19 protein-coding genes, 3 tRNA genes and 3 rRNA genes are annotated in these 25,366 nt (G+C 51.0%); 19 read left to right on the top strand and 6 right to left on the bottom strand.

What is annotated here, in order from left to right:
- Both viaA and ravA read right to left on the bottom strand, forming a co-directional pair.
- Entirely contained in the window at positions 1-1,452 is a 1,452-nt protein-coding gene (gene viaA, locus ACU8XX_RS24350) for an ATPase RavA stimulator ViaA (RefSeq protein WP_000956615.1), read from the bottom strand.
- Positions 1,446-2,942 carry an ATPase RavA gene (gene ravA, locus ACU8XX_RS24345; RefSeq protein WP_001300947.1) on the bottom strand — a complete coding sequence of 499 codons (1,497 nt, stop codon included), beginning with the start codon at positions 2,940-2,942 and terminating at the stop codon, positions 1,446-1,448. The genes viaA and ravA overlap by 7 nt, the downstream gene beginning before the upstream one ends.
- 222 nt (positions 2,943-3,164) lie before the next feature.
- Between ravA and kup the strand changes: the two genes are divergently transcribed.
- From kup to rbsR, 7 genes are all read left to right on the top strand, one after another.
- Entirely contained in the window at positions 3,165-5,033 is a 1,869-nt protein-coding gene (gene kup / locus ACU8XX_RS24340; RefSeq protein ID WP_000102319.1) for a low affinity potassium transporter Kup, read from the top strand.
- Positions 5,034-5,199: 166 nt separating this feature from the next.
- Positions 5,200-5,619: a D-ribose pyranase gene (gene rbsD / locus ACU8XX_RS24335; RefSeq protein ID WP_001301979.1), complete on the top strand. Its 420-nt coding sequence runs from the start codon at positions 5,200-5,202 to the stop codon at positions 5,617-5,619.
- Between the two features lie 7 nt (positions 5,620-5,626).
- Positions 5,627-7,132, top strand: coding sequence for a ribose ABC transporter ATP-binding protein RbsA (gene rbsA / locus ACU8XX_RS24330; protein ID WP_000387770.1), 1,506 nt, complete (start codon positions 5,627-5,629; stop codon positions 7,130-7,132).
- 4 nt (positions 7,133-7,136) lie between these two features.
- Positions 7,137-8,102, top strand: coding sequence for a ribose ABC transporter permease (gene rbsC / locus ACU8XX_RS24325; RefSeq protein ID WP_000211858.1), 966 nt, complete (start codon positions 7,137-7,139; stop codon positions 8,100-8,102).
- A 24-nt stretch (positions 8,103-8,126) separates the two neighbouring features.
- Complete coding sequence (gene rbsB, locus ACU8XX_RS24320) at positions 8,127-9,017, top strand: ribose ABC transporter substrate-binding protein RbsB (RefSeq protein WP_001056273.1); 891 nt, start codon at positions 8,127-8,129, stop codon at positions 9,015-9,017.
- A gap of 125 nt (positions 9,018-9,142) precedes the next feature.
- Complete coding sequence (gene rbsK, locus ACU8XX_RS24315) at positions 9,143-10,072, top strand: ribokinase (protein ID WP_012767772.1); 930 nt, start codon at positions 9,143-9,145, stop codon at positions 10,070-10,072.
- 3 nt (positions 10,073-10,075) lie between these two features.
- Positions 10,076-11,068, top strand: a complete 993-nt coding sequence (gene rbsR, locus ACU8XX_RS24310; protein ID WP_000224470.1) for a ribose operon transcriptional repressor RbsR — start codon at positions 10,076-10,078, stop codon at positions 11,066-11,068.
- On the opposite strand, the gene mdtD is transcribed toward rbsR, so the two are convergent.
- Together mdtD and ACU8XX_RS24300 are read right to left on the bottom strand one after the other, a co-directional pair.
- Positions 11,034-12,461, bottom strand: a complete 1,428-nt coding sequence (mdtD, locus tag ACU8XX_RS24305; protein ID WP_001280852.1) for a multidrug transporter subunit MdtD — start codon at positions 12,459-12,461, stop codon at positions 11,034-11,036. The genes rbsR and mdtD overlap by 35 nt on opposite strands.
- 22 nt (positions 12,462-12,483) lie before the next feature.
- Positions 12,484-13,176, bottom strand: coding sequence for a FadR/GntR family transcriptional regulator (locus ACU8XX_RS24300; RefSeq protein WP_001131170.1), 693 nt, complete (start codon positions 13,174-13,176; stop codon positions 12,484-12,486).
- A gap of 480 nt (positions 13,177-13,656) precedes the next feature.
- On the opposite strand from ACU8XX_RS24300, the gene ACU8XX_RS24295 reads away from it, so the two are divergent.
- The 6 genes from ACU8XX_RS24295 to ACU8XX_RS24270 all read left to right on the top strand — a co-directional run bounded on the left by ACU8XX_RS24295 (position 13,657) and on the right by ACU8XX_RS24270 (position 18,975).
- Positions 13,657-15,198: ribosomal RNA gene (locus tag ACU8XX_RS24295) — 16S ribosomal RNA — on the top strand.
- A gap of 85 nt (positions 15,199-15,283) precedes the next feature.
- Positions 15,284-15,359: transfer RNA gene (locus ACU8XX_RS24290), tRNA-Glu, on the top strand.
- Between the two features lie 193 nt (positions 15,360-15,552).
- A 23S ribosomal RNA gene (locus ACU8XX_RS24285) occupies positions 15,553-18,456 on the top strand.
- A 188-nt stretch (positions 18,457-18,644) separates the two neighbouring features.
- Positions 18,645-18,760 (top strand): 5S ribosomal RNA (rrf, locus tag ACU8XX_RS24280).
- The 16S, 23S and 5S rRNA genes sit together here with 3 tRNA genes alongside, the layout of an rRNA operon.
- 54 nt (positions 18,761-18,814) lie before the next feature.
- Positions 18,815-18,891, top strand: a tRNA-Asp gene (locus ACU8XX_RS24275).
- An 8-nt stretch (positions 18,892-18,899) separates the two neighbouring features.
- Positions 18,900-18,975 (top strand) — tRNA-Trp (locus ACU8XX_RS24270).
- Positions 18,976-19,070: 95 nt separating this feature from the next.
- Here the strand turns inward: ACU8XX_RS24270 and hdfR are convergent.
- Positions 19,071-19,910 (bottom strand): HTH-type transcriptional regulator HdfR, encoded by an 840-nt coding sequence (gene hdfR, locus ACU8XX_RS24265; RefSeq protein ID WP_000379245.1) that lies wholly within the window; start codon positions 19,908-19,910, stop codon positions 19,071-19,073.
- 118 nt (positions 19,911-20,028) lie between these two features.
- On the opposite strand from hdfR, the gene maoP reads away from it, so the two are divergent.
- Entirely contained in the window at positions 20,029-20,367 is a 339-nt protein-coding gene (gene maoP, locus ACU8XX_RS24260; RefSeq protein WP_000841001.1) for a macrodomain Ori organization protein MaoP, read from the top strand.
- Between the two features lie 24 nt (positions 20,368-20,391).
- On the opposite strand, the gene ACU8XX_RS24255 is transcribed toward maoP, so the two are convergent.
- Entirely contained in the window at positions 20,392-21,912 is a 1,521-nt protein-coding gene (locus ACU8XX_RS24255; RefSeq protein ID WP_000058966.1) for a YifB family Mg chelatase-like AAA ATPase, read from the bottom strand.
- A gap of 352 nt (positions 21,913-22,264) precedes the next feature.
- On the opposite strand from ACU8XX_RS24255, the gene ilvL reads away from it, so the two are divergent.
- The 5 genes from ilvL (at position 22,265) to ilvE (ending at position 25,358) form a co-directional block, all read left to right on the top strand.
- Positions 22,265-22,363 carry an ilv operon leader peptide gene (ilvL, locus tag ACU8XX_RS24250; RefSeq protein ID WP_001311244.1) on the top strand — a complete coding sequence of 33 codons (99 nt, stop codon included), beginning with the start codon at positions 22,265-22,267 and terminating at the stop codon, positions 22,361-22,363.
- An 86-nt stretch (positions 22,364-22,449) separates the two neighbouring features.
- The gene (ilvX, locus tag ACU8XX_RS24245) at positions 22,450-22,500 is read left to right on the top strand and encodes a peptide IlvX (RefSeq protein WP_001387183.1); all 51 of its coding nucleotides are present in this window, start codon (positions 22,450-22,452) and stop codon (positions 22,498-22,500) included.
- A gap of 2 nt (positions 22,501-22,502) precedes the next feature.
- Positions 22,503-24,149 (top strand): acetolactate synthase 2 catalytic subunit, encoded by a 1,647-nt coding sequence (gene ilvG, locus ACU8XX_RS24240; protein ID WP_001012620.1) that lies wholly within the window; start codon positions 22,503-22,505, stop codon positions 24,147-24,149.
- Positions 24,146-24,409: an acetolactate synthase 2 small subunit gene (ilvM, locus tag ACU8XX_RS24235; protein ID WP_000983255.1), complete on the top strand. Its 264-nt coding sequence runs from the start codon at positions 24,146-24,148 to the stop codon at positions 24,407-24,409. Before ilvG ends, ilvM begins: the two co-directional genes overlap by 4 nt.
- A gap of 19 nt (positions 24,410-24,428) precedes the next feature.
- Positions 24,429-25,358: a branched-chain-amino-acid transaminase gene (gene ilvE, locus ACU8XX_RS24230; RefSeq protein ID WP_000208520.1), complete on the top strand. Its 930-nt coding sequence runs from the start codon at positions 24,429-24,431 to the stop codon at positions 25,356-25,358.
- The last annotated feature ends 8 nt before the right edge of the window (positions 25,359-25,366 follow it).

Here is a 25,366-nt window from a genome sequence, read left to right as displayed (position 1 = left end):
TTATCGCCGCCAGCGTCTGAGCAGGCGGCTTCGCATCCCGGTATCAAAGCGCCAGATATGATCGAAAATGCGCATGATGCCGGGTTTGCCGTGTGCCGACATCGCCACGGCATGAAAGCGATGCTGATGTACCCGCTGCAGCTCTTTCACTTTACTCGTCACGTCGTCAGGCAACCGCTGAGCGATAAAATCAGAAATCACCACCGCATCGGCATCAAACCATTCCCTGCTTTGCAAGCGTTCCATAATGGCGCGAAAACAACTGGCAAGATCGGTGCCGCCACGAAACTGCTGGCTTAAAAAACGGATTGCTTGTTCGATGCCTTGTGGGCCTGAAAGCTCATAACGGACGATCTCGGTGGAAAATAGCATAATATAGCAGCGCCGGTTTTCAGCGAGAGCAATGCGCATCAAGGCCAGGCAGAACGCTTTCGCACACTGTTCATTAAAGCCGCCCATTGAGCCGGAAGTATCCACACAGACAATAAACGGCCCGCGCGGCTGTTCATCGTAATCTTTATGTACCACCGGACGTTCGATCACTTTTTCACGCCACGACTCACCGTGCAGGCGATAGGTGAGCAACTGTTTTTCCACCAGCCGACGGTAAAACTCATACTCCAGTTCCGTTATCCCTAGTGTCGCCAGTTCTGGCGGCAGGAGACGTAAAATATCATCGCTTTGTTGCAGACCATCAACCTGCTCAGGAACCGTCGCCGGTTCGCGCACCATGGTGCGGAAGGTTTCCATCTGCGCATCGTTGCGCGGTATTGATTTGGCTTCCCGAGAACGCCCCAGCTGCTCTGCCAGGCGTTTCAGTTCCGGCTGTTCGTTAAGAAATTCACCGTATTTCACAATCAACTGATAGTCGCCACGTTTAAGCTGGCCGGCGCTCATATCCCACAGACGACCAGCTGCGGTATTGTTATCTGCGAGAATCGGTTCAAGTTGTCCGCTCAGCGTCATGCGTTCCTGAACTTCACTTAACAGTTGTTCGCGTTCTTCTTCTAATAGCTGTTGATTTAACGTCGTTGCTTGCACGATCAGACTTAAACGCCAACGCTGGAGAAAAAGTGTGTGTAACGCTGAAGTGATCGCGCTGTTAGCATCAACCAACTGTCGGGCTTGTTCTGCCCATGGGGAATTCAGACGATGCAGTAAGTCCAGGATCTGTGGTAGCTGCACAATAAACTGCGGCGTGGAGAGGAGCTGGCTTTGCTGATAGCACATCACCTCTTCGGTGAGTTCTGGCGGGACTCGGGCATCTTTCAGCCGACTGCGCAGCGCCTCACGCCAGCGGGGAACATCATCAGTGATTGCTGCCTTCAGGCGTGGGAATTTTTCAAAGAAGACTGCCAGCTGCGGTGAGGCCAGCAGCGCGATGATCATCTCTTCGATCAATCCCTCTTCGCTGACGGCCAGCATCACATTAAGCGTATCCAGCGTTAGCATTGTTGTGCCTGGCGAATCTGTGCACTGACATCCTGTAGGCTGGCTTCAATGCGACCTAACCAGTCGCCAGGGATAAACAGACATTTTTGCTGTTCGCTGAATAAAGCGTGTTGCTTACGCCAGTCGCTTTCAAGCTCTTCCAGTTGTTGTTTTATTTCACCTGGCAGACCTTCAGCCGATGAACCGGGAAGTGCCAGCGTACTGCCTTGTAAACTTACATCGCGTACAACAAGATGTTGGGCGCTATCCACTTCCAGATTCAATTTCTGGGCAAAGCCGATACCGTTCAGTTTGCCGCGAATTTCACCACCTTTACTCAGCCACTGTTCCAGCGCGTTACGCTCAAAGGAGATATGAACCACTTCCATATCATGCAATTTTAACGGTTTTTGCAGCAGCAGAGTCAGAGTGGAAGCAGTAACGTTAACAGGAAGTTGATACTGCTGACGACGGCTGAAAATGCCGCCCAGACGAATTACCGTTAAGGCTGTTTTATCGCTTTGTTGCTGCTGGAGTTGCAGGTGACGTTGCACAATCGCGCCAAGGCGAGTCAACATCCCTTGCTGTTGCCAGGCGTGACCGGTCATCAATACATCAATTTGTTGTTGTATCAAATTCAGGCTTTGCGCGTCATACCACAGGCAATCTTTCAGCAAAATGAGATCTACCGGGGCAACAGCACTGCGACCGCTAAAAAAGGCGCTGGCCTGTAATAATCGGATCGCTTTTTTCCAGCGACGATCCGAGACATAAGGCGCATCCGGTAATTTATCCAGTTGCTGGCGCAGCATAAAAATCAGCTCAAATACATGATCGGGCAGCGTAATTTCACCAATCTCTTTCTGCCAGCGTTCATATTCTTCATCTGTGACCTGCAAGGCATCAGGAACCGGATTGTCGTTTTCATCCTGTTGACTGGTCAGCATGGAGCGGAAATTCGCTTTATCCTGCACTTTATCTAACCACAGACGAATCAGCATGCGGTCATATAACGCTTCCAGACTGCTGTCTGCTTCCGGCAGCTCGTTGGAGGCCGCCACCAGCAGGCGCATCGGGATTTTTTCTACGTGTGCACCGTTGCGGAACTGGCGCTCGTTAATGGCGGTGAGCAAGGTATTAAGAATTGCCGGGCCCGCTTTCCAGATCTCATCCAGAAAGACAATTTCTGCTTCCGGCAGGTAACCGCTGGTTAAACGTTCATAGCGCCCTTCATCTTTTAGCGCCTGAATAGAAAGGGGACCAAAAACTTCTTCCGGCGTGGAGAAGCGGGTCATCAGATATTCAAACGCGCGGGCATTCTGAAAGGCGAATTTTAAGCGCCGGGCGATCAAACTTTTGGCAATACCTGGCGGGCCAAGGAGGAACACACTTTCACCACTTAATGCCGCTAATAAACACAAGCGGATGGCGTGGCTACGTTCATAAAGCCCCTTTTCCAACGAACTGCTCAGGCGGGAAATTCTTTCCGCTAATAAATGAGGGTGAGCCATAATGAAGTGGCGTCCTTTCGTCAAAAGTTCTGCGTAAATTGCGAGTATAGACGTTTCTTGCTGGTGGCTAAAATAGTCTCAAAGGGGGGGTATTTTTCTTTGAGCCAGGTTAATGTGGCCGCATTTAGGAGTACGATTTTGCCGTTAATCGTGCATACTGTGCGCTTTTTTGTGGGCCAAGGGACTAAGCACACATTTCATATTTCAACGAAAGACTAGTCTATGAGCACTGATAATAAGCAATCATTGCCCGCGATTACCCTCGCGGCGATTGGAGTTGTCTACGGCGATATTGGTACCAGCCCGTTATATACACTTCGTGAATGTTTGTCCGGCCAGTTTGGTTTTGGCGTTGAACGCGATGCCGTGTTTGGCTTTTTATCGCTGATCTTCTGGCTGCTAATCTTTGTGGTTTCCATTAAATATCTCACCTTCGTGATGCGGGCAGATAACGCCGGTGAGGGGGGGATCCTGACGTTGATGTCGCTTGCCGGGCGTAATACGTCGGCGCGAACCACATCAATGCTGGTGATTATGGGGCTAATCGGCGGCAGCTTTTTCTATGGTGAAGTCGTCATAACACCCGCTATTTCGGTGATGTCAGCCATTGAAGGTCTGGAAATCGTCGCCCCGCAGCTGGATACCTGGATAGTTCCCCTCTCAATTATCGTTCTCACTTTATTATTTATGATTCAAAAGCATGGCACGGCTATGGTCGGTAAGCTGTTTGCGCCGATCATGCTGACCTGGTTTTTGATTCTGGCAGGACTGGGGTTACGTAGCATTATTGCTAACCCGGAAGTGCTGCATGCGCTGAATCCGATGTGGGCCGTGCATTTCTTCCTTGAATACAAAACGGTTTCTTTTATTGCATTAGGGGCAGTGGTGCTGTCGATTACGGGGGTCGAGGCGCTGTATGCTGATATGGGACACTTTGGTAAGTTCCCTATTCGTCTGGCGTGGTTCACTGTCGTATTACCTTCCTTAACTCTTAATTACTTCGGCCAGGGAGCGCTGTTGTTAAAGAACCCGGAAGCGATTAAGAACCCGTTCTTCCTTTTGGCACCGGACTGGGCGCTGATCCCGCTGCTGATCATCGCCGCACTGGCGACGGTAATCGCCTCGCAGGCGGTTATCTCTGGCGTCTTTTCATTGACGCGTCAGGCGGTACGTCTGGGATATTTGTCGCCGATGCGCATTATTCACACCTCCGAAATGGAGTCAGGGCAAATCTATATTCCGTTTGTGAACTGGATGCTCTATGTCGCGGTCGTGATTGTGATTGTCAGCTTTGAGCACTCCAGCAACCTGGCGGCGGCGTACGGGATTGCGGTGACCGGAACCATGGTGCTGACGTCTATTCTCTCGACTACCGTGGCACGTCAGAACTGGCACTGGAATAAGTATTTTGTTGCGCTGATCCTGATTGCTTTCCTTTGTGTCGATATTCCATTGTTCACCGCTAACCTCGATAAACTGCTCTCCGGCGGCTGGTTGCCATTGAGCCTCGGTACTGTGATGTTTATCGTGATGACCACCTGGAAGAGCGAGCGTTTCCGCTTGCTGCGGCGGATGCATGAACATGGTAACTCTCTGGAAGCGATGATTGCTTCGCTGGAGAAATCACCGCCTGTTCGCGTGCCCGGGACCGCGGTGTATATGTCGCGTGCAATCAACGTCATTCCCTTTGCGCTGATGCATAACCTTAAACATAACAAGGTATTGCATGAGCGGGTGATTCTGTTAACTCTGCGCACCGAAGACGCTCCATATGTCCATAACGTCCGTCGGGTACAGATTGAACAACTGTCGCCCACTTTCTGGCGCGTGGTGGCAAGTTATGGTTGGCGAGAAACGCCAAACGTAGAAGAAGTTTTCCACCGCTGCGGTCTGGAAGGATTAAGTTGCCGGATGATGGAAACCTCCTTCTTTATGTCGCATGAGTCGTTGATCCTCGGCAAACGCCCGTGGTATTTGCGTCTGCGCGGCAAGCTGTACTTGCTGCTGCAACGTAATGCGCTGCGTGCACCAGATCAATTTGAAATCCCGCCAAACAGGGTTATCGAACTGGGTACTCAGGTCGAAATCTAACGCCAGACGCCTCCTTTCTTCATAAGGGGGCGTTTTTGTTTTCATGGTTAATCACCATGTAAAACGTTTCGAGGTTGATCACATTTCCGTAACGTCACGATGGTTTTCCCAACTCAGTCAGGATTAAACTGTGGGTCAGCGAAACGTTTCGCTGATGGAGAAAAAAATGAAAAAAGGCACCGTTCTTAATTCTGATATTTCATCGGTGATCTCCCGTCTGGGACATACCGATACGCTGGTGGTGTGTGATGCTGGTTTACCCATCCCCAAAAGTACAACGCGTATCGATATGGCATTAACCCAGGGTGTACCTTCTTTTATGCAGGTGCTGGGCGTCGTCACAAATGAAATGCAGGTCGAGGCGGCCATTATCGCGGAAGAGATCAAACACCATAATCCGCAACTCCACGAAACGTTGCTCACTCACCTTGAGCAGCTGCAAAAACACCAGGGAAATACCATTGAAATTCGTTACACCACGCATGAACAATTCAAACAACAAACCGCAGAAAGTCAGGCGGTAATTCGCAGCGGAGAATGTTCTCCGTATGCGAATATCATTCTCTGTGCTGGCGTGACGTTCTGAGGCCGTCATGGAAGCATTACTTCAGCTTAAAGGCATCGATAAAGCCTTCCCGGGCGTAAAAGCCCTCTCGGGCGCAGCGTTAAATGTCTATCCGGGCCGCGTGATGGCGCTGGTGGGCGAAAACGGCGCGGGTAAATCCACCATGATGAAAGTGCTTACTGGCATCTATACTCGCGATGCCGGTACGCTTTTATGGCTGGGGAAAGAAACGACATTTACCGGGCCAAAATCTTCCCAGGAAGCCGGGATTGGGATTATCCATCAGGAACTGAACCTGATCCCGCAGTTGACCATTGCCGAAAACATTTTCCTCGGTCGTGAGTTTGTTAATCGCTTTGGCAAAATTGACTGGAAAACCATGTATGCCGAAGCGGATAAATTGCTGGCTAAACTTAACCTGCGCTTTAAAAGCGACAAGCTGGTGGGCGATCTTTCCATCGGTGACCAGCAAATGGTTGAAATCGCCAAAGTGCTGAGCTTTGAGTCGAAAGTCATCATTATGGATGAACCGACCGATGCGCTGACCGATACCGAAACCGAATCCCTGTTCCGCGTCATCCGCGAGCTGAAATCGCAAGGCCGCGGTATTGTCTATATCTCCCACCGCATGAAAGAAATCTTCGAGATTTGCGATGACGTTACCGTTTTTCGTGATGGGCAATTTATTGCTGAGCGCGAAGTGGCATCACTGACCGAAGATTCGCTGATTGAGATGATGGTGGGTCGCAAGCTGGAAGATCAATATCCGCACCTGGACAAAGCGCCGGGAGATATCCGCCTGAAAGTCGATAATCTCTGCGGACCTGGCGTTAACGATGTCTCTTTTACTTTACGCAAAGGCGAAATTCTTGGCGTCTCTGGTTTGATGGGCGCAGGTCGTACCGAACTGATGAAAGTGCTCTACGGCGCACTACCGCGCACCAGCGGTTACGTCACCCTGGATGGGCATGAAGTCGTTACCCGTTCACCGCAGGATGGCTTGGCAAACGGCATTGTGTATATCTCCGAAGACCGTAAACGTGACGGTTTAGTGTTGGGCATGTCAGTAAAAGAGAACATGTCGCTGACAGCGCTGCGCTACTTCAGCCGCGCTGGCGGCAGTTTGAAGCATGCCGATGAACAGCAGGCTGTGAGTGATTTCATTCGTCTGTTTAATGTGAAAACTCCGTCGATGGAACAGGCAATTGGTCTGCTTTCCGGTGGCAATCAGCAAAAAGTGGCGATTGCCCGCGGTCTGATGACACGCCCCAAAGTGTTGATCCTTGATGAACCTACCCGTGGCGTAGATGTCGGCGCGAAAAAAGAGATCTATCAACTGATTAACCAGTTCAAAGCCGATGGCTTGAGCATCATTCTGGTGTCATCGGAGATGCCAGAAGTATTAGGCATGAGCGATCGCATCATCGTCATGCATGAAGGGCATCTCAGCGGGGAATTTACTCGTGAGCAGGCCACCCAGGAAGTGTTAATGGCTGCCGCTGTGGGCAAGCTTAATCGCGTGAATCAGGAGTAAAAAAATGACAACCCAGACTGTCTCTGGTCGCCGTTATTTCACGAAAGCGTGGCTGATGGAGCAGAAATCGCTTATCGCTCTGCTGGTGCTGATCGCGATTGTCTCGACGTTAAGTCCGAACTTTTTCACCATCAATAACTTATTCAATATTCTCCAGCAAACCTCAGTGAACGCCATTATGGCGGTCGGGATGACGCTGGTGATCCTGACGTCGGGCATCGACTTATCGGTAGGTTCTCTGTTGGCGCTGACCGGCGCAGTTGCTGCATCTATCGTCGGCATTGAAGTCAATGCGCTGGTGGCTGTCGCTGCCGCTCTCGCGTTAGGTGCCGCAATTGGTGCGGTAACCGGGGTGATTGTAGCGAAAGGTCGCGTCCAGGCCTTTATCGCTACGCTGGTTATGATGCTTTTACTGCGCGGCGTGACCATGGTTTATACCAACGGTAGCCCAGTGAATACCGGCTTTACTGAGAACGCCGATCTGTTTGGCTGGTTTGGTATTGGTCGTCCGCTGGGCGTACCGACGCCAGTCTGGATCATGGGGATTGTCTTCCTCGCGGCCTGGTACATGCTGCATCACACGCGTCTGGGGCGTTACATCTACGCGCTGGGCGGCAACGAAGCGGCAACGCGTCTTTCTGGTATCAACGTCAATAAAATCAAAATCATCGTCTATTCTCTTTGTGGTCTGCTGGCATCGCTGGCCGGGATCATTGAAGTGGCGCGTCTCTCCTCTGCACAACCCACGGCGGGGACTGGCTATGAGCTGGATGCTATTGCTGCGGTGGTTCTGGGCGGTACGAGTCTGGCGGGCGGAAAAGGTCGCATTGTTGGGACGTTGATCGGCGCATTAATTCTTGGCTTCCTTAATAATGGATTGAATTTGTTAGGTGTTTCCTCCTATTACCAGATGATCGTCAAAGCGGTGGTGATTTTGCTGGCGGTGCTGGTAGACAACAAAAAGCAGTAATAACGACTACAGGACATCTTGAATATGAACATGAAAAAACTGGCTACCCTGGTTTCCGCTGTTGCGCTAAGCGCCACCGTCAGTGCGAATGCGATGGCAAAAGACACCATCGCGCTGGTGGTCTCCACGCTTAACAACCCGTTCTTTGTATCGCTGAAAGATGGCGCGCAGAAAGAGGCGGATAAACTTGGCTATAACCTGGTGGTGCTGGACTCCCAGAACAACCCGGCGAAAGAGCTGGCGAACGTGCAGGACTTAACCGTTCGCGGCACCAAAATTCTGCTGATTAACCCGACCGACTCCGACGCAGTGGGTAATGCTGTGAAGATGGCTAACCAGGCGAACATTCCGGTTATCACTCTTGACCGCCAGGCAACGAAAGGTGAAGTGGTGAGCCACATTGCATCTGATAACGTACTGGGCGGCAAAATCGCCGGTGATTACATCGCGAAGAAAGCTGGCGAAGGTGCCAAAGTTATCGAGCTGCAAGGCATTGCTGGTACATCCGCAGCCCGTGAACGTGGCGAAGGCTTCCAGCAGGCCGTAGCTGCTCACAAGTTTAATGTTCTTGCCAGCCAGCCAGCAGATTTTGATCGCACCAAAGGTTTGAACGTAATGCAGAACCTGTTGACCGCTCATCCGGATGTTCAGGCTGTATTTGCGCAGAATGATGAAATGGCGCTGGGCGCGCTGCGCGCACTGCAAACTGCCGGTAAATCGGATGTGATGGTCGTCGGATTTGACGGTACACCGGATGGCGAAAAAGCGGTGAATGATGGCAAACTAGCAGCGACTATCGCTCAGCTACCCGATCAGATTGGCGCGAAAGGCGTCGAAACCGCAGATAAAGTGCTGAAAGGCGAGAAAGTTCAGGCTAAGTATCCGGTTGATCTGAAACTGGTTGTTAAGCAGTAGTTTTAATCAGGTTGTATGACCTGATGGTGACATAAATACGTCATCGACAGATGAACGTGTAATATAAAGAAAAGCAGGGCACGCGCCACCCTAACACGGTGGCGCATTTTATGGACATCCCGAATATGCAAAACGCAGGCAGCCTCGTTGTTCTTGGCAGCATTAATGCTGACCACATTCTTAATCTTCAATCTTTTCCTTCCCCAGGCGAAACCGTAACCGGTAACCACTATCAGGTTGCATTTGGCGGCAAAGGCGCGAATCAGGCGGTGGCTGCTGGGCGTAGCGGTGCGAATATCGCGTTTATTGCCTGCACTGGCGATGACAGCATTGGCGAGAGCGTTCGCCAGCAGCTCGCCACTGATAACATCGATATTTCTCCCGTCAGCGTGATCAAAGGCGAATCAACAGGTGTGGCGCTGATTTTTGTTAATGGCGAAGGTGAGAATGTCATTGGTATTCATGCCGGCGCTAATGCTGCCCTTTCCCCGGCGCTGGTGGAAGCGCAACGTGAGCGTATTGCCAACGCATCAGCATTATTAATGCAGCTGGAATCACCACTCGAAAGTGTGATGGCAGCGGCGAAAATCGCCCATCAAAATAAGACTATCGTTGCGCTTAACCCGGCTCCGGCTCGCGAACTTCCTGACGAACTGCTGGCGCTGGTGGACATTATTACGCCAAACGAAACGGAAGCAGAAAAGCTCACCGGTATTCGTGTTGAAAATGATGAAGATGCAGCGAAGGCGGCGCAGGTACTGCATGAAAAAGGTATCCGTACTGTACTGATTACTTTAGGAAGTCGTGGTGTATGGGCTAGCGTGAATGGTGAAGGTCAGCGCGTTCCTGGATTCCGGGTGCAGGCTGTCGATACCATTGCTGCCGGAGATACCTTTAACGGTGCGTTAATCACGGCATTGCTGGAAGAAAAACCATTGCCAGAGGCGATTCGTTTTGCCCATGCTGCCGCTGCGATTGCCGTAACACGTAAAGGCGCACAACCTTCCGTACCGTGGCGTGAAGAGATCGACGCATTTTTAGACAGGCAGAGGTGACGCTTGGCTACAATGAAAGATGTTGCCCGCCTGGCGGGCGTTTCTACCTCAACAGTTTCTCACGTTATCAATAAAGATCGCTTCGTCAGTGAAGCGATTACCGCCAAAGTTGAAGCGGCGATTAAAGAACTCAATTACGCGCCATCAGCTCTGGCGCGTAGCCTCAAACTCAATCAAACACATACCATTGGCATGTTGATCACTGCCAGTACCAATCCTTTCTATTCAGAACTGGTGCGTGGCGTTGAACGCAGCTGCTTCGAACGCGGTTATAGTCTTGTCCTTTGCAATACCGAAGGCGATGAACAGCGGATGAATCGCAATCTGGAAACGCTGATGCAAAAACGCGTTGATGGCTTGCTGTTACTGTGCACCGAAACGCATCAGCCTTCGCGTGAAATCATGCAACGTTATCCGACAGTGCCTACCGTGATGATGGACTGGGCTCCGTTCGATGGCGACAGCGATCTTATTCAGGATAACTCGTTGCTGGGCGGAGACTTAGCAACGCAATATCTGATCGATAAAGGTCATACCCGTATCGCCTGTATTACCGGCCCGCTGGATAAAACTCCGGCGCGCCTGCGGTTGGAAGGTTATCGGGCGGCGATGAAACGTGCGGGTCTCAACATTCCTGATGGCTATGAAGTCACTGGTGATTTTGAATTTAACGGCGGGTTTGACGCTATGCGCCAACTGCTATCACATCCGCTGCGTCCTCAGGCCGTCTTTACCGGAAATGACGCTATGGCTGTTGGCGTTTACCAGGCGTTATATCAGGCAGAGTTACAGGTTCCGCAGGATATCGCGGTGATTGGCTATGACGATATCGAACTGGCAAGCTTTATGACGCCACCATTAACCACTATCCACCAACCGAAAGATGAACTGGGGGAGCTGGCGATTGATGTACTCATCCATCGGATAACCCAGCCAACTCTTCAGCAACAACGATTACAACTTACTCCGATTCTGATGGAACGCGGTTCGGCTTAGATTTACGCTGTCTTTTGATCAAATTATTACCATCGGTTGTTTTCAGAAGCATGAACATTGCTGCTGAAGCAACAGTAATAATGCCCATTGTGATAAACGTATAGTGGAATTGTTCGACAGTCGTTGTGCCTTCCATTCCTTCATAAACGCGAAGGACGGCCGCACTTACAGCAACGCCTAAACTGATAGACAGTTGCTGCGTGACCGCCAGAACACTGTTACCGCTGCTGGCGTTGTCATCGGTCAGATCGGCAAGTGTGATGGTATTCATCGCGGTAAACTGCGTCGACATAGCCATCCCTAATATAAACAACGGCAAGATCAGCATCCATATCGCCATTGCCGGTGATTGCAAAGAGAACTGAGCGATCATTAGCCCAATAATCACCGTGATCCCCACTAATGTATGGCGATAGCCCAGACGACGTAAGACTTGGGTAACCATCGATTTTGCAATAATGGAACCTAACGCTGTCGGCGCCATCATACAGCCGGCAATAAACGCCTGATAACCAAATCCTACCTGTAACATCAATGGCATAAGGAACGGTACACAGCCGGTCCCCAGACGGGTTGCAATATTGCCTACGATACCGATCGAGAAAGTGCGGGTTTTAAATAAATCTAATGAAATTAATGGGTTTGGCGTGCGTCGTGCATGGAGAATATAGAGAAGCAGTAACCCGATGCTGGTGACAATTACCGTCAAGGCAATCCAGCTGGCGACAATCTTTTCCCCGAATAGCTCTATTCCGCTTGAGAAGAGAACAAGGCTGAGGCCAAACAACAAAAAGCCAGTGATATCGAATCTGCGTCGTGCGGTGGTGAAATTGGGCATATGTTTGCGCGCGTAAAGAAGGCCTGCAATACCTATGGGGATATTGATTAAAAATATCCAGTGCCAGGTTGCCCAGGTGACCAGCACGCCGCCAAGAACGGGGCCTAAAATTGGCCCCACCAGACCCGGCATGGCGACAAAATTCAATACTGGAAGAAGTTCATTACGAGGATAAGCGCGCAGTAAGGCCAGCCGAGCAACAGGCATCATCATTGCGCCGCCTATCCCCTGAATAACCCGGAAGACAACCAGCTGTGGTAGCGAATTAGAAAGTGCGCAGGCCAGAGAACCCAATGTGAACAGACTCACGGCAAGGGTAAAAATGCGACGCGTACCGAAGCGATCGGCTAGCCATCCGCTTACCGGAATAAGCATCGCCACCGTCAGCGTATAACTGATGATGGCTGATTGCATCGCGAGAGGAGAACGATTAAGGCTATGAGCGATTGCGGGTAAGGCGGTATTCAGAATAGTGGCATCAAGTGCCTGCATGAAGAAGGCCATCGCCGCGATCCACGGCAAACCCGCCATACTGCGCTTCTTTTTATCGCTCATTCAATGTCCTGTTATCGGGTTGTCACGTATCAGGTGAGCGTAGCAGCGCCTGACAAGCTTTAAATGCCGCGTCGCCATCGCTTTGGACAATCGCATCGACAATCGCCTGGTGCAGATCCAGCTTTATCACTGTGTCGCTGGTAATTGACGTGAAGTAAGTGTGATAAACCGAATGGAATAGCGAGGCGAATGAGGTCAAAAACGGATTGGCGCTCATTTCATAGATATGCTCATGCCAGGCCATATCTACTTCGATCCAGCGTTCACGGCGAAAGTTCTCTTTTAATGCCGCCATTTCGGCCATTAACGTATTGAGATGCGCCTTCTGTTCCGCGGTGCCAACCGTTGCAGCCAGTAGGCAAGCTTGCGGCTCCAGACAGATACGCATAACCAGAAAGTGATCGATGACCTGATGAAAGTTCTCTTCTGTCATCCACCAGGTAAGCAATTCCTGATCAAGAAAATTCCAGTTTGATTGTGGCATGACCCGGGTACCAATTCGCGGTCGCGGTAAAACCATCCCTTTTGCCGTTAACGTTTTGACCGCTTCGCGTACCGCTGTACGACTCACTCCAAATTGCTCGCCCAGCTCAATCTCACCAGGCAAAATGGTGCCGGGTTCATATTCACCTTTTAAGATGCGTTGCGCCAGCTTCTCAGCCAGAACATACGAAAGGTTTTTCTGTGCAGCTAACTGTTGTGCGCTTAAAGGCATTACTAATCTTCCTTTTTCTTTTTATTCCTCCTTAGTATGCCACCAGGAAGTGTGATTACGGTTGCAAAAACGGCAAATTGCTTGTTTTATGGCACATTAACGGGGCTTTTGCTGAAAAAATGCGCGGTCAGAAAATTATTTTAAATTTCCTCTTGTCAGGCCGGAATAACTCCCTATAATGCGCCACCACTGACACGGAACAACGGCAAACACGCCGCCGGGTCAGAGAAGTTCTCCTGAGAACTTCGGCAGAGAAAGCAAAAATAAATGCTTGACTCTGTAGCGGGAAAGCGTATTATGCACACCCCGCGCCGCTGAGAAAAAGCGAAGCGGCACTGCTCTTTAACAATTTATCAGACAATCTGTGTGGGCACTCGAAGATACGGATTCTTAACGTCGCAAGACGAAAAATGAATACCAAGTCTCAAGAGTGAACACGTAATTCATTACGAAGTTTAATTCTTTGAGCATCAAACTTTTAAATTGAAGAGTTTGATCATGGCTCAGATTGAACGCTGGCGGCAGGCCTAACACATGCAAGTCGAACGGTAACAGGAAGCAGCTTGCTGCTTTGCTGACGAGTGGCGGACGGGTGAGTAATGTCTGGGAAACTGCCTGATGGAGGGGGATAACTACTGGAAACGGTAGCTAATACCGCATAACGTCGCAAGACCAAAGAGGGGGACCTTCGGGCCTCTTGCCATCGGATGTGCCCAGATGGGATTAGCTAGTAGGTGGGGTAACGGCTCACCTAGGCGACGATCCCTAGCTGGTCTGAGAGGATGACCAGCCACACTGGAACTGAGACACGGTCCAGACTCCTACGGGAGGCAGCAGTGGGGAATATTGCACAATGGGCGCAAGCCTGATGCAGCCATGCCGCGTGTATGAAGAAGGCCTTCGGGTTGTAAAGTACTTTCAGCGGGGAGGAAGGGAGTAAAGTTAATACCTTTGCTCATTGACGTTACCCGCAGAAGAAGCACCGGCTAACTCCGTGCCAGCAGCCGCGGTAATACGGAGGGTGCAAGCGTTAATCGGAATTACTGGGCGTAAAGCGCACGCAGGCGGTTTGTTAAGTCAGATGTGAAATCCCCGGGCTCAACCTGGGAACTGCATCTGATACTGGCAAGCTTGAGTCTCGTAGAGGGGGGTAGAATTCCAGGTGTAGCGGTGAAATGCGTAGAGATCTGGAGGAATACCGGTGGCGAAGGCGGCCCCCTGGACGAAGACTGACGCTCAGGTGCGAAAGCGTGGGGAGCAAACAGGATTAGATACCCTGGTAGTCCACGCCGTAAACGATGTCGACTTGGAGGTTGTGCCCTTGAGGCGTGGCTTCCGGAGCTAACGCGTTAAGTCGACCGCCTGGGGAGTACGGCCGCAAGGTTAAAACTCAAATGAATTGACGGGGGCCCGCACAAGCGGTGGAGCATGTGGTTTAATTCGATGCAACGCGAAGAACCTTACCTGGTCTTGACATCCACAGAACTTTCCAGAGATGGATTGGTGCCTTCGGGAACTGTGAGACAGGTGCTGCATGGCTGTCGTCAGCTCGTGTTGTGAAATGTTGGGTTAAGTCCCGCAACGAGCGCAACCCTTATCCTTTGTTGCCAGCGGTCCGGCCGGGAACTCAAAGGAGACTGCCAGTGATAAACTGGAGGAAGGTGGGGATGACGTCAAGTCATCATGGCCCTTACGACCAGGGCTACACACGTGCTACAATGGCGCATACAAAGAGAAGCGACCTCGCGAGAGCAAGCGGACCTCATAAAGTGCGTCGTAGTCCGGATTGGAGTCTGCAACTCGACTCCATGAAGTCGGAATCGCTAGTAATCGTGGATCAGAATGCCACGGTGAATACGTTCCCGGGCCTTGTACACACCGCCCGTCACACCATGGGAGTGGGTTGCAAAAGAAGTAGGTAGCTTAACCTTCGGGAGGGCGCTTACCACTTTGTGATTCATGACTGGGGTGAAGTCGTAACAAGGTAACCGTAGGGGAACCTGCGGTTGGATCACCTCCTTACCTTAAAGAAGCGTTCTTTGCAGTGCTCACACAGATTGTCTGATAGAAAGTGAAAAGCAAGGCGTCTTGCGAAGCAGACTGATACGTCCCCTTCGTCTAGAGGCCCAGGACACCGCCCTTTCACGGCGGTAACAGGGGTTCGAATCCCCTAGGGGACGCCACTTGCTGGTTTGTGAGTGAAAGTCACCTGCCTTAATATCTCAAAACTCATCTTCGGGTGATGTTTGAGATATTTGCTCTTTAAAAATCTGGATCAAGCTGAAAATTGAAACACTGAACAACGAAAGTTGTTCGTGAGTCTCTCAAATTTTCGCAACACGATGATGAATCGAAAGAAACATCTTCGGGTTGTGAGGTTAAGCGACTAAGCGTACACGGTGGATGCCCTGGCAGTCAGAGGCGATGAAGGACGTGCTAATCTGCGATAAGCGTCGGTAAGGTGATATGAACCGTTATAACCGGCGATTTCCGAATGGGGAAACCCAGTGTGATTCGTCACACTATCATTAACTGAATCCATAGGTTAATGAGGCGAACCGGGGGAACTGAAACATCTAAGTACCCCGAGGAAAAGAAATCAACCGAGATTCCCCCAGTAGCGGCGAGCGAACGGGGAGGAGCCCAGAGCCTGAATCAGTGTGTGTGTTAGTGGAAGCGTCTGGAAAGGCGCGCGATACAGGGTGACAGCCCCGTACACAAAAATGCACATATTGTGAGCTCGATGAGTAGGGCGGGACACGTGGTATCCTGTCTGAATATGGGGGGACCATCCTCCAAGGCTAAATACTCCTGACTGACCGATAGTGAACCAGTACCGTGAGGGAAAGGCGAAAAGAACCCCGGCGAGGGGAGTGAAAAAGAACCTGAAACCGTGTACGTACAAGCAGTGGGAGCATGCTTAGGCGTGTGACTGCGTACCTTTTGTATAATGGGTCAGCGACTTATATTCTGTAGCAAGGTTAACCGAATAGGGGAGCCGAAGGGAAACCGAGTCTTAACTGGGCGTTAAGTTGCAGGGTATAGACCCGAAACCCGGTGATCTAGCCATGGGCAGGTTGAAGGTTGGGTAACACTAACTGGAGGACCGAACCGACTAATGTTGAAAAATTAGCGGATGACTTGTGGCTGGGGGTGAAAGGCCAATCAAACCGGGAGATAGCTGGTTCTCCCCGAAAGCTATTTAGGTAGCGCCTCGTGAATTCATCTCCGGGGGTAGAGCACTGTTTCGGCAAGGGGGTCATCCCGACTTACCAACCCGATGCAAACTGCGAATACCGGAGAATGTTATCACGGGAGACACACGGCGGGTGCTAACGTCCGTCGTGAAGAGGGAAACAACCCAGACCGCCAGCTAAGGTCCCAAAGTCATGGTTAAGTGGGAAACGATGTGGGAAGGCCCAGACAGCCAGGATGTTGGCTTAGAAGCAGCCATCATTTAAAGAAAGCGTAATAGCTCACTGGTCGAGTCGGCCTGCGCGGAAGATGTAACGGGGCTAAACCATGCACCGAAGCTGCGGCAGCGACGCTTATGCGTTGTTGGGTAGGGGAGCGTTCTGTAAGCCTGTGAAGGTGTACTGTGAGGTATGCTGGAGGTATCAGAAGTGCGAATGCTGACATAAGTAACGATAAAGCGGGTGAAAAGCCCGCTCGCCGGAAGACCAAGGGTTCCTGTCCAACGTTAATCGGGGCAGGGTGAGTCGACCCCTAAGGCGAGGCCGAAAGGCGTAGTCGATGGGAAACAGGTTAATATTCCTGTACTTGGTGTTACTGCGAAGGGGGGACGGAGAAGGCTATGTTGGCCGGGCGACGGTTGTCCCGGTTTAAGCGTGTAGGCTGGTTTTCCAGGCAAATCCGGAAAATCAAGGCTGAGGCGTGATGACGAGGCACTACGGTGCTGAAGCAACAAATGCCCTGCTTCCAGGAAAAGCCTCTAAGCATCAGGTAACATCAAATCGTACCCCAAACCGACACAGGTGGTCAGGTAGAGAATACCAAGGCGCTTGAGAGAACTCGGGTGAAGGAACTAGGCAAAATGGTGCCGTAACTTCGGGAGAAGGCACGCTGATATGTAGGTGAAGCGACTTGCTCGTGGAGCTGAAATCAGTCGAAGATACCAGCTGGCTGCAACTGTTTATTAAAAACACAGCACTGTGCAAACACGAAAGTGGACGTATACGGTGTGACGCCTGCCCGGTGCCGGAAGGTTAATTGATGGGGTTAGCGCAAGCGAAGCTCTTGATCGAAGCCCCGGTAAACGGCGGCCGTAACTATAACGGTCCTAAGGTAGCGAAATTCCTTGTCGGGTAAGTTCCGACCTGCACGAATGGCGTAATGATGGCCAGGCTGTCTCCACCCGAGACTCAGTGAAATTGAACTCGCTGTGAAGATGCAGTGTACCCGCGGCAAGACGGAAAGACCCCGTGAACCTTTACTATAGCTTGACACTGAACATTGAGCCTTGATGTGTAGGATAGGTGGGAGGCTTTGAAGTGTGGACGCCAGTCTGCATGGAGCCGACCTTGAAATACCACCCTTTAATGTTTGATGTTCTAACGTTGACCCGTAATCCGGGTTGCGGACAGTGTCTGGTGGGTAGTTTGACTGGGGCGGTCTCCTCCTAAAGAGTAACGGAGGAGCACGAAGGTTGGCTAATCCTGGTCGGACATCAGGAGGTTAGTGCAATGGCATAAGCCAGCTTGACTGCGAGCGTGACGGCGCGAGCAGGTGCGAAAGCAGGTCATAGTGATCCGGTGGTTCTGAATGGAAGGGCCATCGCTCAACGGATAAAAGGTACTCCGGGGATAACAGGCTGATACCGCCCAAGAGTTCATATCGACGGCGGTGTTTGGCACCTCGATGTCGGCTCATCACATCCTGGGGCTGAAGTAGGTCCCAAGGGTATGGCTGTTCGCCATTTAAAGTGGTACGCGAGCTGGGTTTAGAACGTCGTGAGACAGTTCGGTCCCTATCTGCCGTGGGCGCTGGAGAACTGAGGGGGGCTGCTCCTAGTACGAGAGGACCGGAGTGGACGCATCACTGGTGTTCGGGTTGTCATGCCAATGGCACTGCCCGGTAGCTAAATGCGGAAGAGATAAGTGCTGAAAGCATCTAAGCACGAAACTTGCCCCGAGATGAGTTCTCCCTGACCCTTTAAGGGTCCTGAAGGAACGTTGAAGACGACGACGTTGATAGGCCGGGTGTGTAAGCGCAGCGATGCGTTGAGCTAACCGGTACTAATGAACCGTGAGGCTTAACCTTACAACGCCGAAGATGTTTTGGCGGATTGAGAGAATTTCAGCTTTGATTCAGAGTCCGAAGGATTTTGCGCTGAGACAAGGCGGCAAATGAAGCGAAGGAAGGAGCATACTGAAGTATGTGACTGACTTTCGCGAATGCAGCCGACGCAGTATCAGCACAAAAGACACAGGACAGAGCACAGGAATTTGCCTGGCGGCAGTAGCGCGGTGGTCCCACCTGACCCCATGCCGAACTCAGAAGTGAAACGCCGTAGCGCCGATGGTAGTGTGGGGTCTCCCCATGCGAGAGTAGGGAACTGCCAGGCATCAAATTAAGCAGTAAGCCGGTCATAAAACCGGTGGTTGTAAAAGAATTCGGTGGAGCGGTAGTTCAGTCGGTTAGAATACCTGCCTGTCACGCAGGGGGTCGCGGGTTCGAGTCCCGTCCGTTCCGCCACCCTAATTAGGGGCGTAGTTCAATTGGTAGAGCACCGGTCTCCAAAACCGGGTGTTGGGAGTTCGAGTCTCTCCGCCCCTGCCAGAAATCATCCTTAGCGAAAGCTAAGGATTTTTTTTATCTGAAATAACCCTCTCCGAAGTAAATCCTTCTACCGGCATCCTTGCCAGCCATTCATATTAATACACTTCATCCAGCACGTTAATTTTTAAAAGATCGCGAATCAACGCATTTTTATCGCTATTTTGCAGCCATATGGCATAAAGCGGCCGTGAAAGTGTTGTGCTATCGACAACGGTATGCAGGCCGCCTTTTTTACGCGCCCAGCTGACGGGTAGCCAGGTGCAACCATTAAGCATCGCAATCTGTTGCTGTGCCAGTTCAGCAGAACTGGTTGTCAGAATGGGCACTTCGTCAGCACCGATCAAACCTGCCTCATGCTGTTGAAAATCTGGCCCCCACTCAAGTCGCAGATAATTAAGATCTCCCTTTAGTTTTGAAGGGGCACTGGTATAAAGCGCTAAAGTGAAATATCCCAGCAACTGACTACTAAATTCGTCCATTTTGGGCGCTTCAGTGGTAATAAGAAGATCAAGCTGGCGTTCATGCAGCTGTTTTACCAGAGACTGCCGTTGGGCAATTCGCGCTTCGAACTGTAAGCCTGTATGGGCATCCTGATTTTGATACAAACGTCCCAGCCACTGATTAAGCATACATTCCCACAATGAGGCGCTGGCACCGATAGAAAACTCGTTATGTCGTGAGGTATGCGCCACCTCCTTGCGGGCGGCCTGCCAGGTGCTCATGAGCGTTTCTGCATAAGGCAGTAGTTTTTCACCGGCAGCGGTTAAACGGATATTGTTTCTGTGGCGGGTGAAAAGGTTCACACCCAGTTGATTTTCCAGTTGTCTGATTCGAAAGCTCACTGCTGACTGGGTCAGATAGAGCGATTCAGCCGCTCGACCAAAGTGACGCGTTCGGCTAACTTCCAGGAAAGTTTTTAACAATTCCGTATCCACAGTGCTCTCCGCAAAATTATTTGTCGTTATGATTTAAATGTTTTGTTTTACACTCTGTCAAGCGTAACTAATACTCCGCGCCATAACTAGCTCGGTCAAAGAATTAGGAGCGTGCAGGATGGCGGAAAGCTTTACGACGACTAATCGATATTTCGACAATAAACATTATCCACGTGGATTCTCTCGTCATGGTGATTTCACCATCAAAGAGGCACAACTGCTTGAGCGTCATGGTTATGCCTTCAATGAGTTGGATCTTGGCAAACGCGAGCCGGTTACCGAGGAAGAGAAACTCTTCGTAGCAGTATGCCGTGGCGAACGTGAGCCAGTGACAGAAGCAGAACGCGTGTGGTCCAAGTATATGACGCGTATTAAGCGTCCAAAACGTTTTCACACCCTTTCCGGCGGTAAACCGCAGGTTGAAGGTGCTGAAGACTACACCGATTCTGACGATTAATAAAAAGGGCGAAATGCCCTTTTTTTATGTCAGTAGTTTCTGCAGATGGATGAGCAAACGGTCAATCGCTCGATAGCTAACTGCCTCCTGCAAATGTTGACGTGTGATAATGTCAGACTGATCAATATCAGCAATGGTTCGTGCAACTTTCAATAACCGCTGCCAGGCACGAATCGATAACCCCAGATGGATCAGCGTTTCTTCCAGCCACATCGCATCTTCGCTCTCAAGTTTGCAGAATTGGCGTATTTCCGGACTATCCAGCCAGGCGTTCAGTTTATTCTGCCGCTTAAATTGGCGCTCTCTGGCGGCCATTACGCGTTGTTTAACGGTGGCGCTGCTTTCTCCCGGCACTACCGTTTTACTCAAAATACCGGGAGGCGGTAATGGGATCTCCAGTGAGAGATCGAAGCGGTCGAGAAAGGGACCAGAGAGTCGGTTGAGATAACGCAGCGTTTGCTCTGGTGTGCAGCGGTTATGGTTTCCCTGATAATGTCCGGTAGGGCTGGGATTCATCGCCGCGACAAGCTGGAAACGGGCTGGATAGGTTATTTTTGCTCGCGTGCGTGAAAGATGGATCTGCCCGGATTCAATCGGCTCTCGCAAGGCATCCAGTGTACGCCTTTCAAATTCAGGTAACTCATCAAGAAAAAGCACGCCGTTATGCGCCAGCGAAATTTCACCGGGCCCTGGAATTGCGCCACCGCCTACCATCGCAGTTAACGATGCACTGTGATGAGGTGAGCGGAACGGGCGCTGCCGCCATTGTTTTTGTACTGATTCAGCATTTACCAGACTTAATATCGCAGCACTCTCCAGTGCCTCTTCATTGCTTAAATCTGGCAACAGGCCATTAATACGGCTGGCGAGCATTGTTTTACCTGTTCCCGGAGGCCCAATCAGTAAAAGGTTGTGCCCGCCAGCGGCGGTAATTTCCAGTCCTCGCTTTCCATGTTCCTGACCGACAACATCACTGAGATCATGTTGTAGCGCCCGGGATACTGCATCAGTTGGTTTCGGGCGTTCGAGAGCGTGCTTACCTTCCAGAAACGCACAGACAGCTTGCAGATGATCGGCTATCAGGCATCCTTCACCGTTAATTAGCCCCACTTCATCTTCGTTATCTTTCGCGACGATAATTTTTCTGCCCGACTTAATAGCTTCAGTTGCACTGGAGATTGCGCCGGGAACGCCACGCAGAGCGCCTGTAAGCGCCAGTTCTCCGACTAATTCATATTCATCTAACTTATTGGCTGTAAGCTGTTCTGAGGCCGCCAGCAACGCAATGGCGATAGGTAAATCATATCGTCCCCCTTCTTTTGGTAGATCGGCTGGAGCAAGGTTGATGGTGATTTTTTTCGCCGGATATTCATATCCGCTATTGATAATGGCGCTGCGCACGCGATCGCGAGCTTCTTTCACCGTTGTTTCTGGTAAGCCCACCATCGTTAAGCCGGGTAGACCTTTACTGATATGTACCTCAACAGTGATTGGGGGCGCATTTACTCCCAGGGCTGCGCGGGTATGAACAATTGACAGTGACATAAGCCCTCCTTGAGTCACCATTATGTGCATAAGATATCGCTGCTGTAGCCCGCTAATTCGTGAATTTTAGTGGCTGATTCCTGTTTATTTGTGCAAGTGAAGTTGAGTTGTTCTGGCGGTGGAATGATGCTCGCAAAAATACAGCGGACAAAGGATGAACTAAGAGGAAGGGAACAACATTCAGACCGAAATTGAATTTTTTTCACTCACTATTTTCTTTTTAAAAAACAACAATTTCTATTGAAATTATTAAACGCATCATAAAAATCGGCCAAAAAATATCTTGTACTATTTACAAAACCTATGGTAACTCTTTAAGCATTCCTTCGAACAAGATGCAAGAAAAGACAAAATGACAGCCCTTCTACGAGTGATTAGCCTGGTCGTGATTAGCGTGGTGGTGATTATTATCCCACCGTGCGGGGCTGCACTTGGACGAGGAAAGGCTTAGAAATCAAGCCTTAACGAACTAAGACCCCCGCACCGAAAGGTCCGGGGGTTTTTTTTGACCTTAAAAACATAACCGAGGAGCAGACAATGAATAACAGCACAAAATTCTGTTTCTCAAGATTCAGGACGGGGAACTAACTATGAATGGCGCACAGTGGGTGGTACATGCGTTGCGGGCACAGGGTGTGAATACCGTTTTCGGTTATCCGGGTGGCGCAATTATGCCGGTTTACGATGCATTGTATGACGGCGGCGTGGAGCACTTGCTGTGCCGACATGAACAGGGTGCGGCAATGGCGGCTATCGGTTATGCCCGTGCTACTGGCAAAACTGGCGTATGTATCGCCACGTCTGGTCCGGGCGCAACCAACCTGATAACCGGGCTTGCGGACGCACTGTTAGATTCCATCCCCGTTGTTGCCATCACCGGTCAAGTGTCCGCACCGTTTATCGGCACGGACGCATTTCAGGAAGTGGATGTCCTGGGATTGTCGCTAGCCTGTACCAAGCACAGCTTCCTGGTGCAGTCGCTGGAAGAGTTGCCGCGCATCATGGCTGAAGCATTCGACGTTGCCAGCTCAGGTCGTCCTGGTCCGGTTCTGGTCGATATCCCAAAAGATATCCAATTAGCCAGCGGCGACCTGGAACCGTGGTTCACCACCGTTGAAAACGAAGTGACTTTCCCACATGCCGAAGTCGAGCAAGCGCGCCAGATGCTGGCAAAAGCGCAAAAACCGATGCTGTACGTTGGTGGTGGCGTGGGTATGGCGCAGGCAGTTCCTGCTTTACGAGAATTTCTCGCTACCACAAAAATGCCTGCCACCTGCACGCTGAAAGGGCTGGGCGCAGTTGAAGCAGATTATCCGTACTATCTGGGCATGCTGGGAATGCATGGCACCAAAGCGGCGAACTTCGCGGTGCAGGAGTGCGACTTGCTGATCGCCGTGGGTGCACGTTTTGATGACCGGGTGACCGGCAAACTGAACACCTTCGCACCACACGCCAGTGTTATCCATATGGATATCGACCCGGCAGAAATGAACAAGCTGCGTCAGGCACATGTGGCATTACAAGGTGATTTAAATGCTCTGTTACCAGCATTACAGCAGCCGTTAAATATCAATGACTGGCAGCAACACTGCGCGCAGCTGCGTGATGAACATGCCTGGCGTTACGACCATCCCGGTGACGCTATCTACGCGCCGTTGTTGTTAAAACAACTGTCGGATCGTAAACCTGCGGATTGCGTCGTGACCACAGATGTGGGGCAGCACCAGATGTGGGCTGCGCAGCACATCGCCCACACTCGCCCGGAAAATTTCATCACCTCCAGCGGCTTAGGTACCATGGGTTTTGGTTTACCGGCGGCGGTTGGCGCACAAGTCGCGCGACCGAACGATACCGTTGTCTGTATCTCCGGTGACGGCTCTTTCATGATGAATGTGCAAGAGCTGGGCACCGTAAAACGCAAGCAGTTACCGTTGAAAATCGTCTTACTCGATAACCAACGGTTAGGGATGGTTCGACAATGGCAGCAACTGTTTTTTCAGGAACGATACAGCGAAACCACCCTTACTGATAACCCCGATTTCCTCATGTTAGCCAGCGCCTTCGGCATCCCTGGCCAACACATCACCCGTAAAGACCAGGTTGAAGCGGCACTCAACACCATGCTGAACAGTGATGGGCCATACCTGCTTCATGTCTCAATCGACGAACTTGAGAACGTCTGGCCGCTGGTGCCGCCAGGTGCCAGTAATTCAGAAATGTTGGAGAAATTATCATGATGCAACATCAGGTCAATGTATCGGCTCGCTTCAATCCAGAAACCTTAGAACGTGTTTTACGCGTGGTGCGTCATCGTGGTTTCCACGTCTGCTCAATGAATATGGCCGCCGCCAGCGATGCACAAAATATAAATATCGAATTGACCGTTGCCAGCCCACGGTCGGTCGACTTACTGTTTAGTCAGTTAAATAAACTGGTGGACGTCGCACACGTTGCCATCTGCCAGAGCACAACCACATCACAACAAATCCGCGCCTGAGCGCAAAAGGAATATAAAAATGACCACGAAGAAAGCTGATTACATTTGGTTCAATGGGGAGATGGTTCGCTGGGAAGACGCGAAGGTGCATGTGATGTCGCACGCGCTGCACTATGGCACCTCGGTTTTTGAAGGCATCCGTTGCTACGACTCGCACAAAGGACCGGTTGTATTCCGCCATCGTGAGCATATGCAGCGTCTGCATGACTCCGCCAAAATCTATCGCTTTCCGGTTTCGCAGAGCATTGATGAGCTGATGGAAGCTTGTCGTGACGTGATCCGCAAAAACAATCTCACCAGCGCCTATATCCGTCCGCTGATCTTCGTCGGTGATGTTGGCATGGGCGTTAACCCGCCAGCGGGATACTCAACCGATGTGATTATCGCCGCTTTCCCGTGGGGAGCGTATCTGGGCGCAGAAGCGCTGGAGCAGGGGATCGATGCGATGGTTTCCTCCTGGAACCGCGCAGCACCAAACACCATCCCAACCGCGGCAAAAGCCGGTGGTAACTACCTCTCTTCCCTGCTGGTGGGTAGTGAAGCACGCCGCCACGGTTATCAGGAAGGTATCGCGCTGGATGTGAATGGTTACATCTCTGAAGGTGCAGGCGAAAACCTGTTTGAAGTGAAAGACGGCGTACTGTTCACCCCACCGTTCACCTCCTCCGCGCTGCCGGGTATTACCCGTGATGCCATCATCAAACTGGCAAAAGAGCTGGGAATTGAAGTCCGTGAGCAGGTGCTGTCGCGCGAATCCCTGTACCTGGCGGATGAAGTGTTTATGTCCGGTACTGCGGCAGAAATCACGCCAGTGCGCAGCGTAGATGGTATTCAGGTTGGTGAAGGCCGTTGCGGCCCGGTTACCAAACGCATCCAGCAAGCCTTCTTCGGCCTCTTCACTGGCGAAACCGAAGATAAATGGGGCTGGTTAGATCAAGTTAATCAATAAATACAAAA

The organism is Escherichia sp. MAL-1, from assembly GCF_052948035.1.
This window is presented reverse-complemented; position numbering and strand designations above follow the sequence as displayed.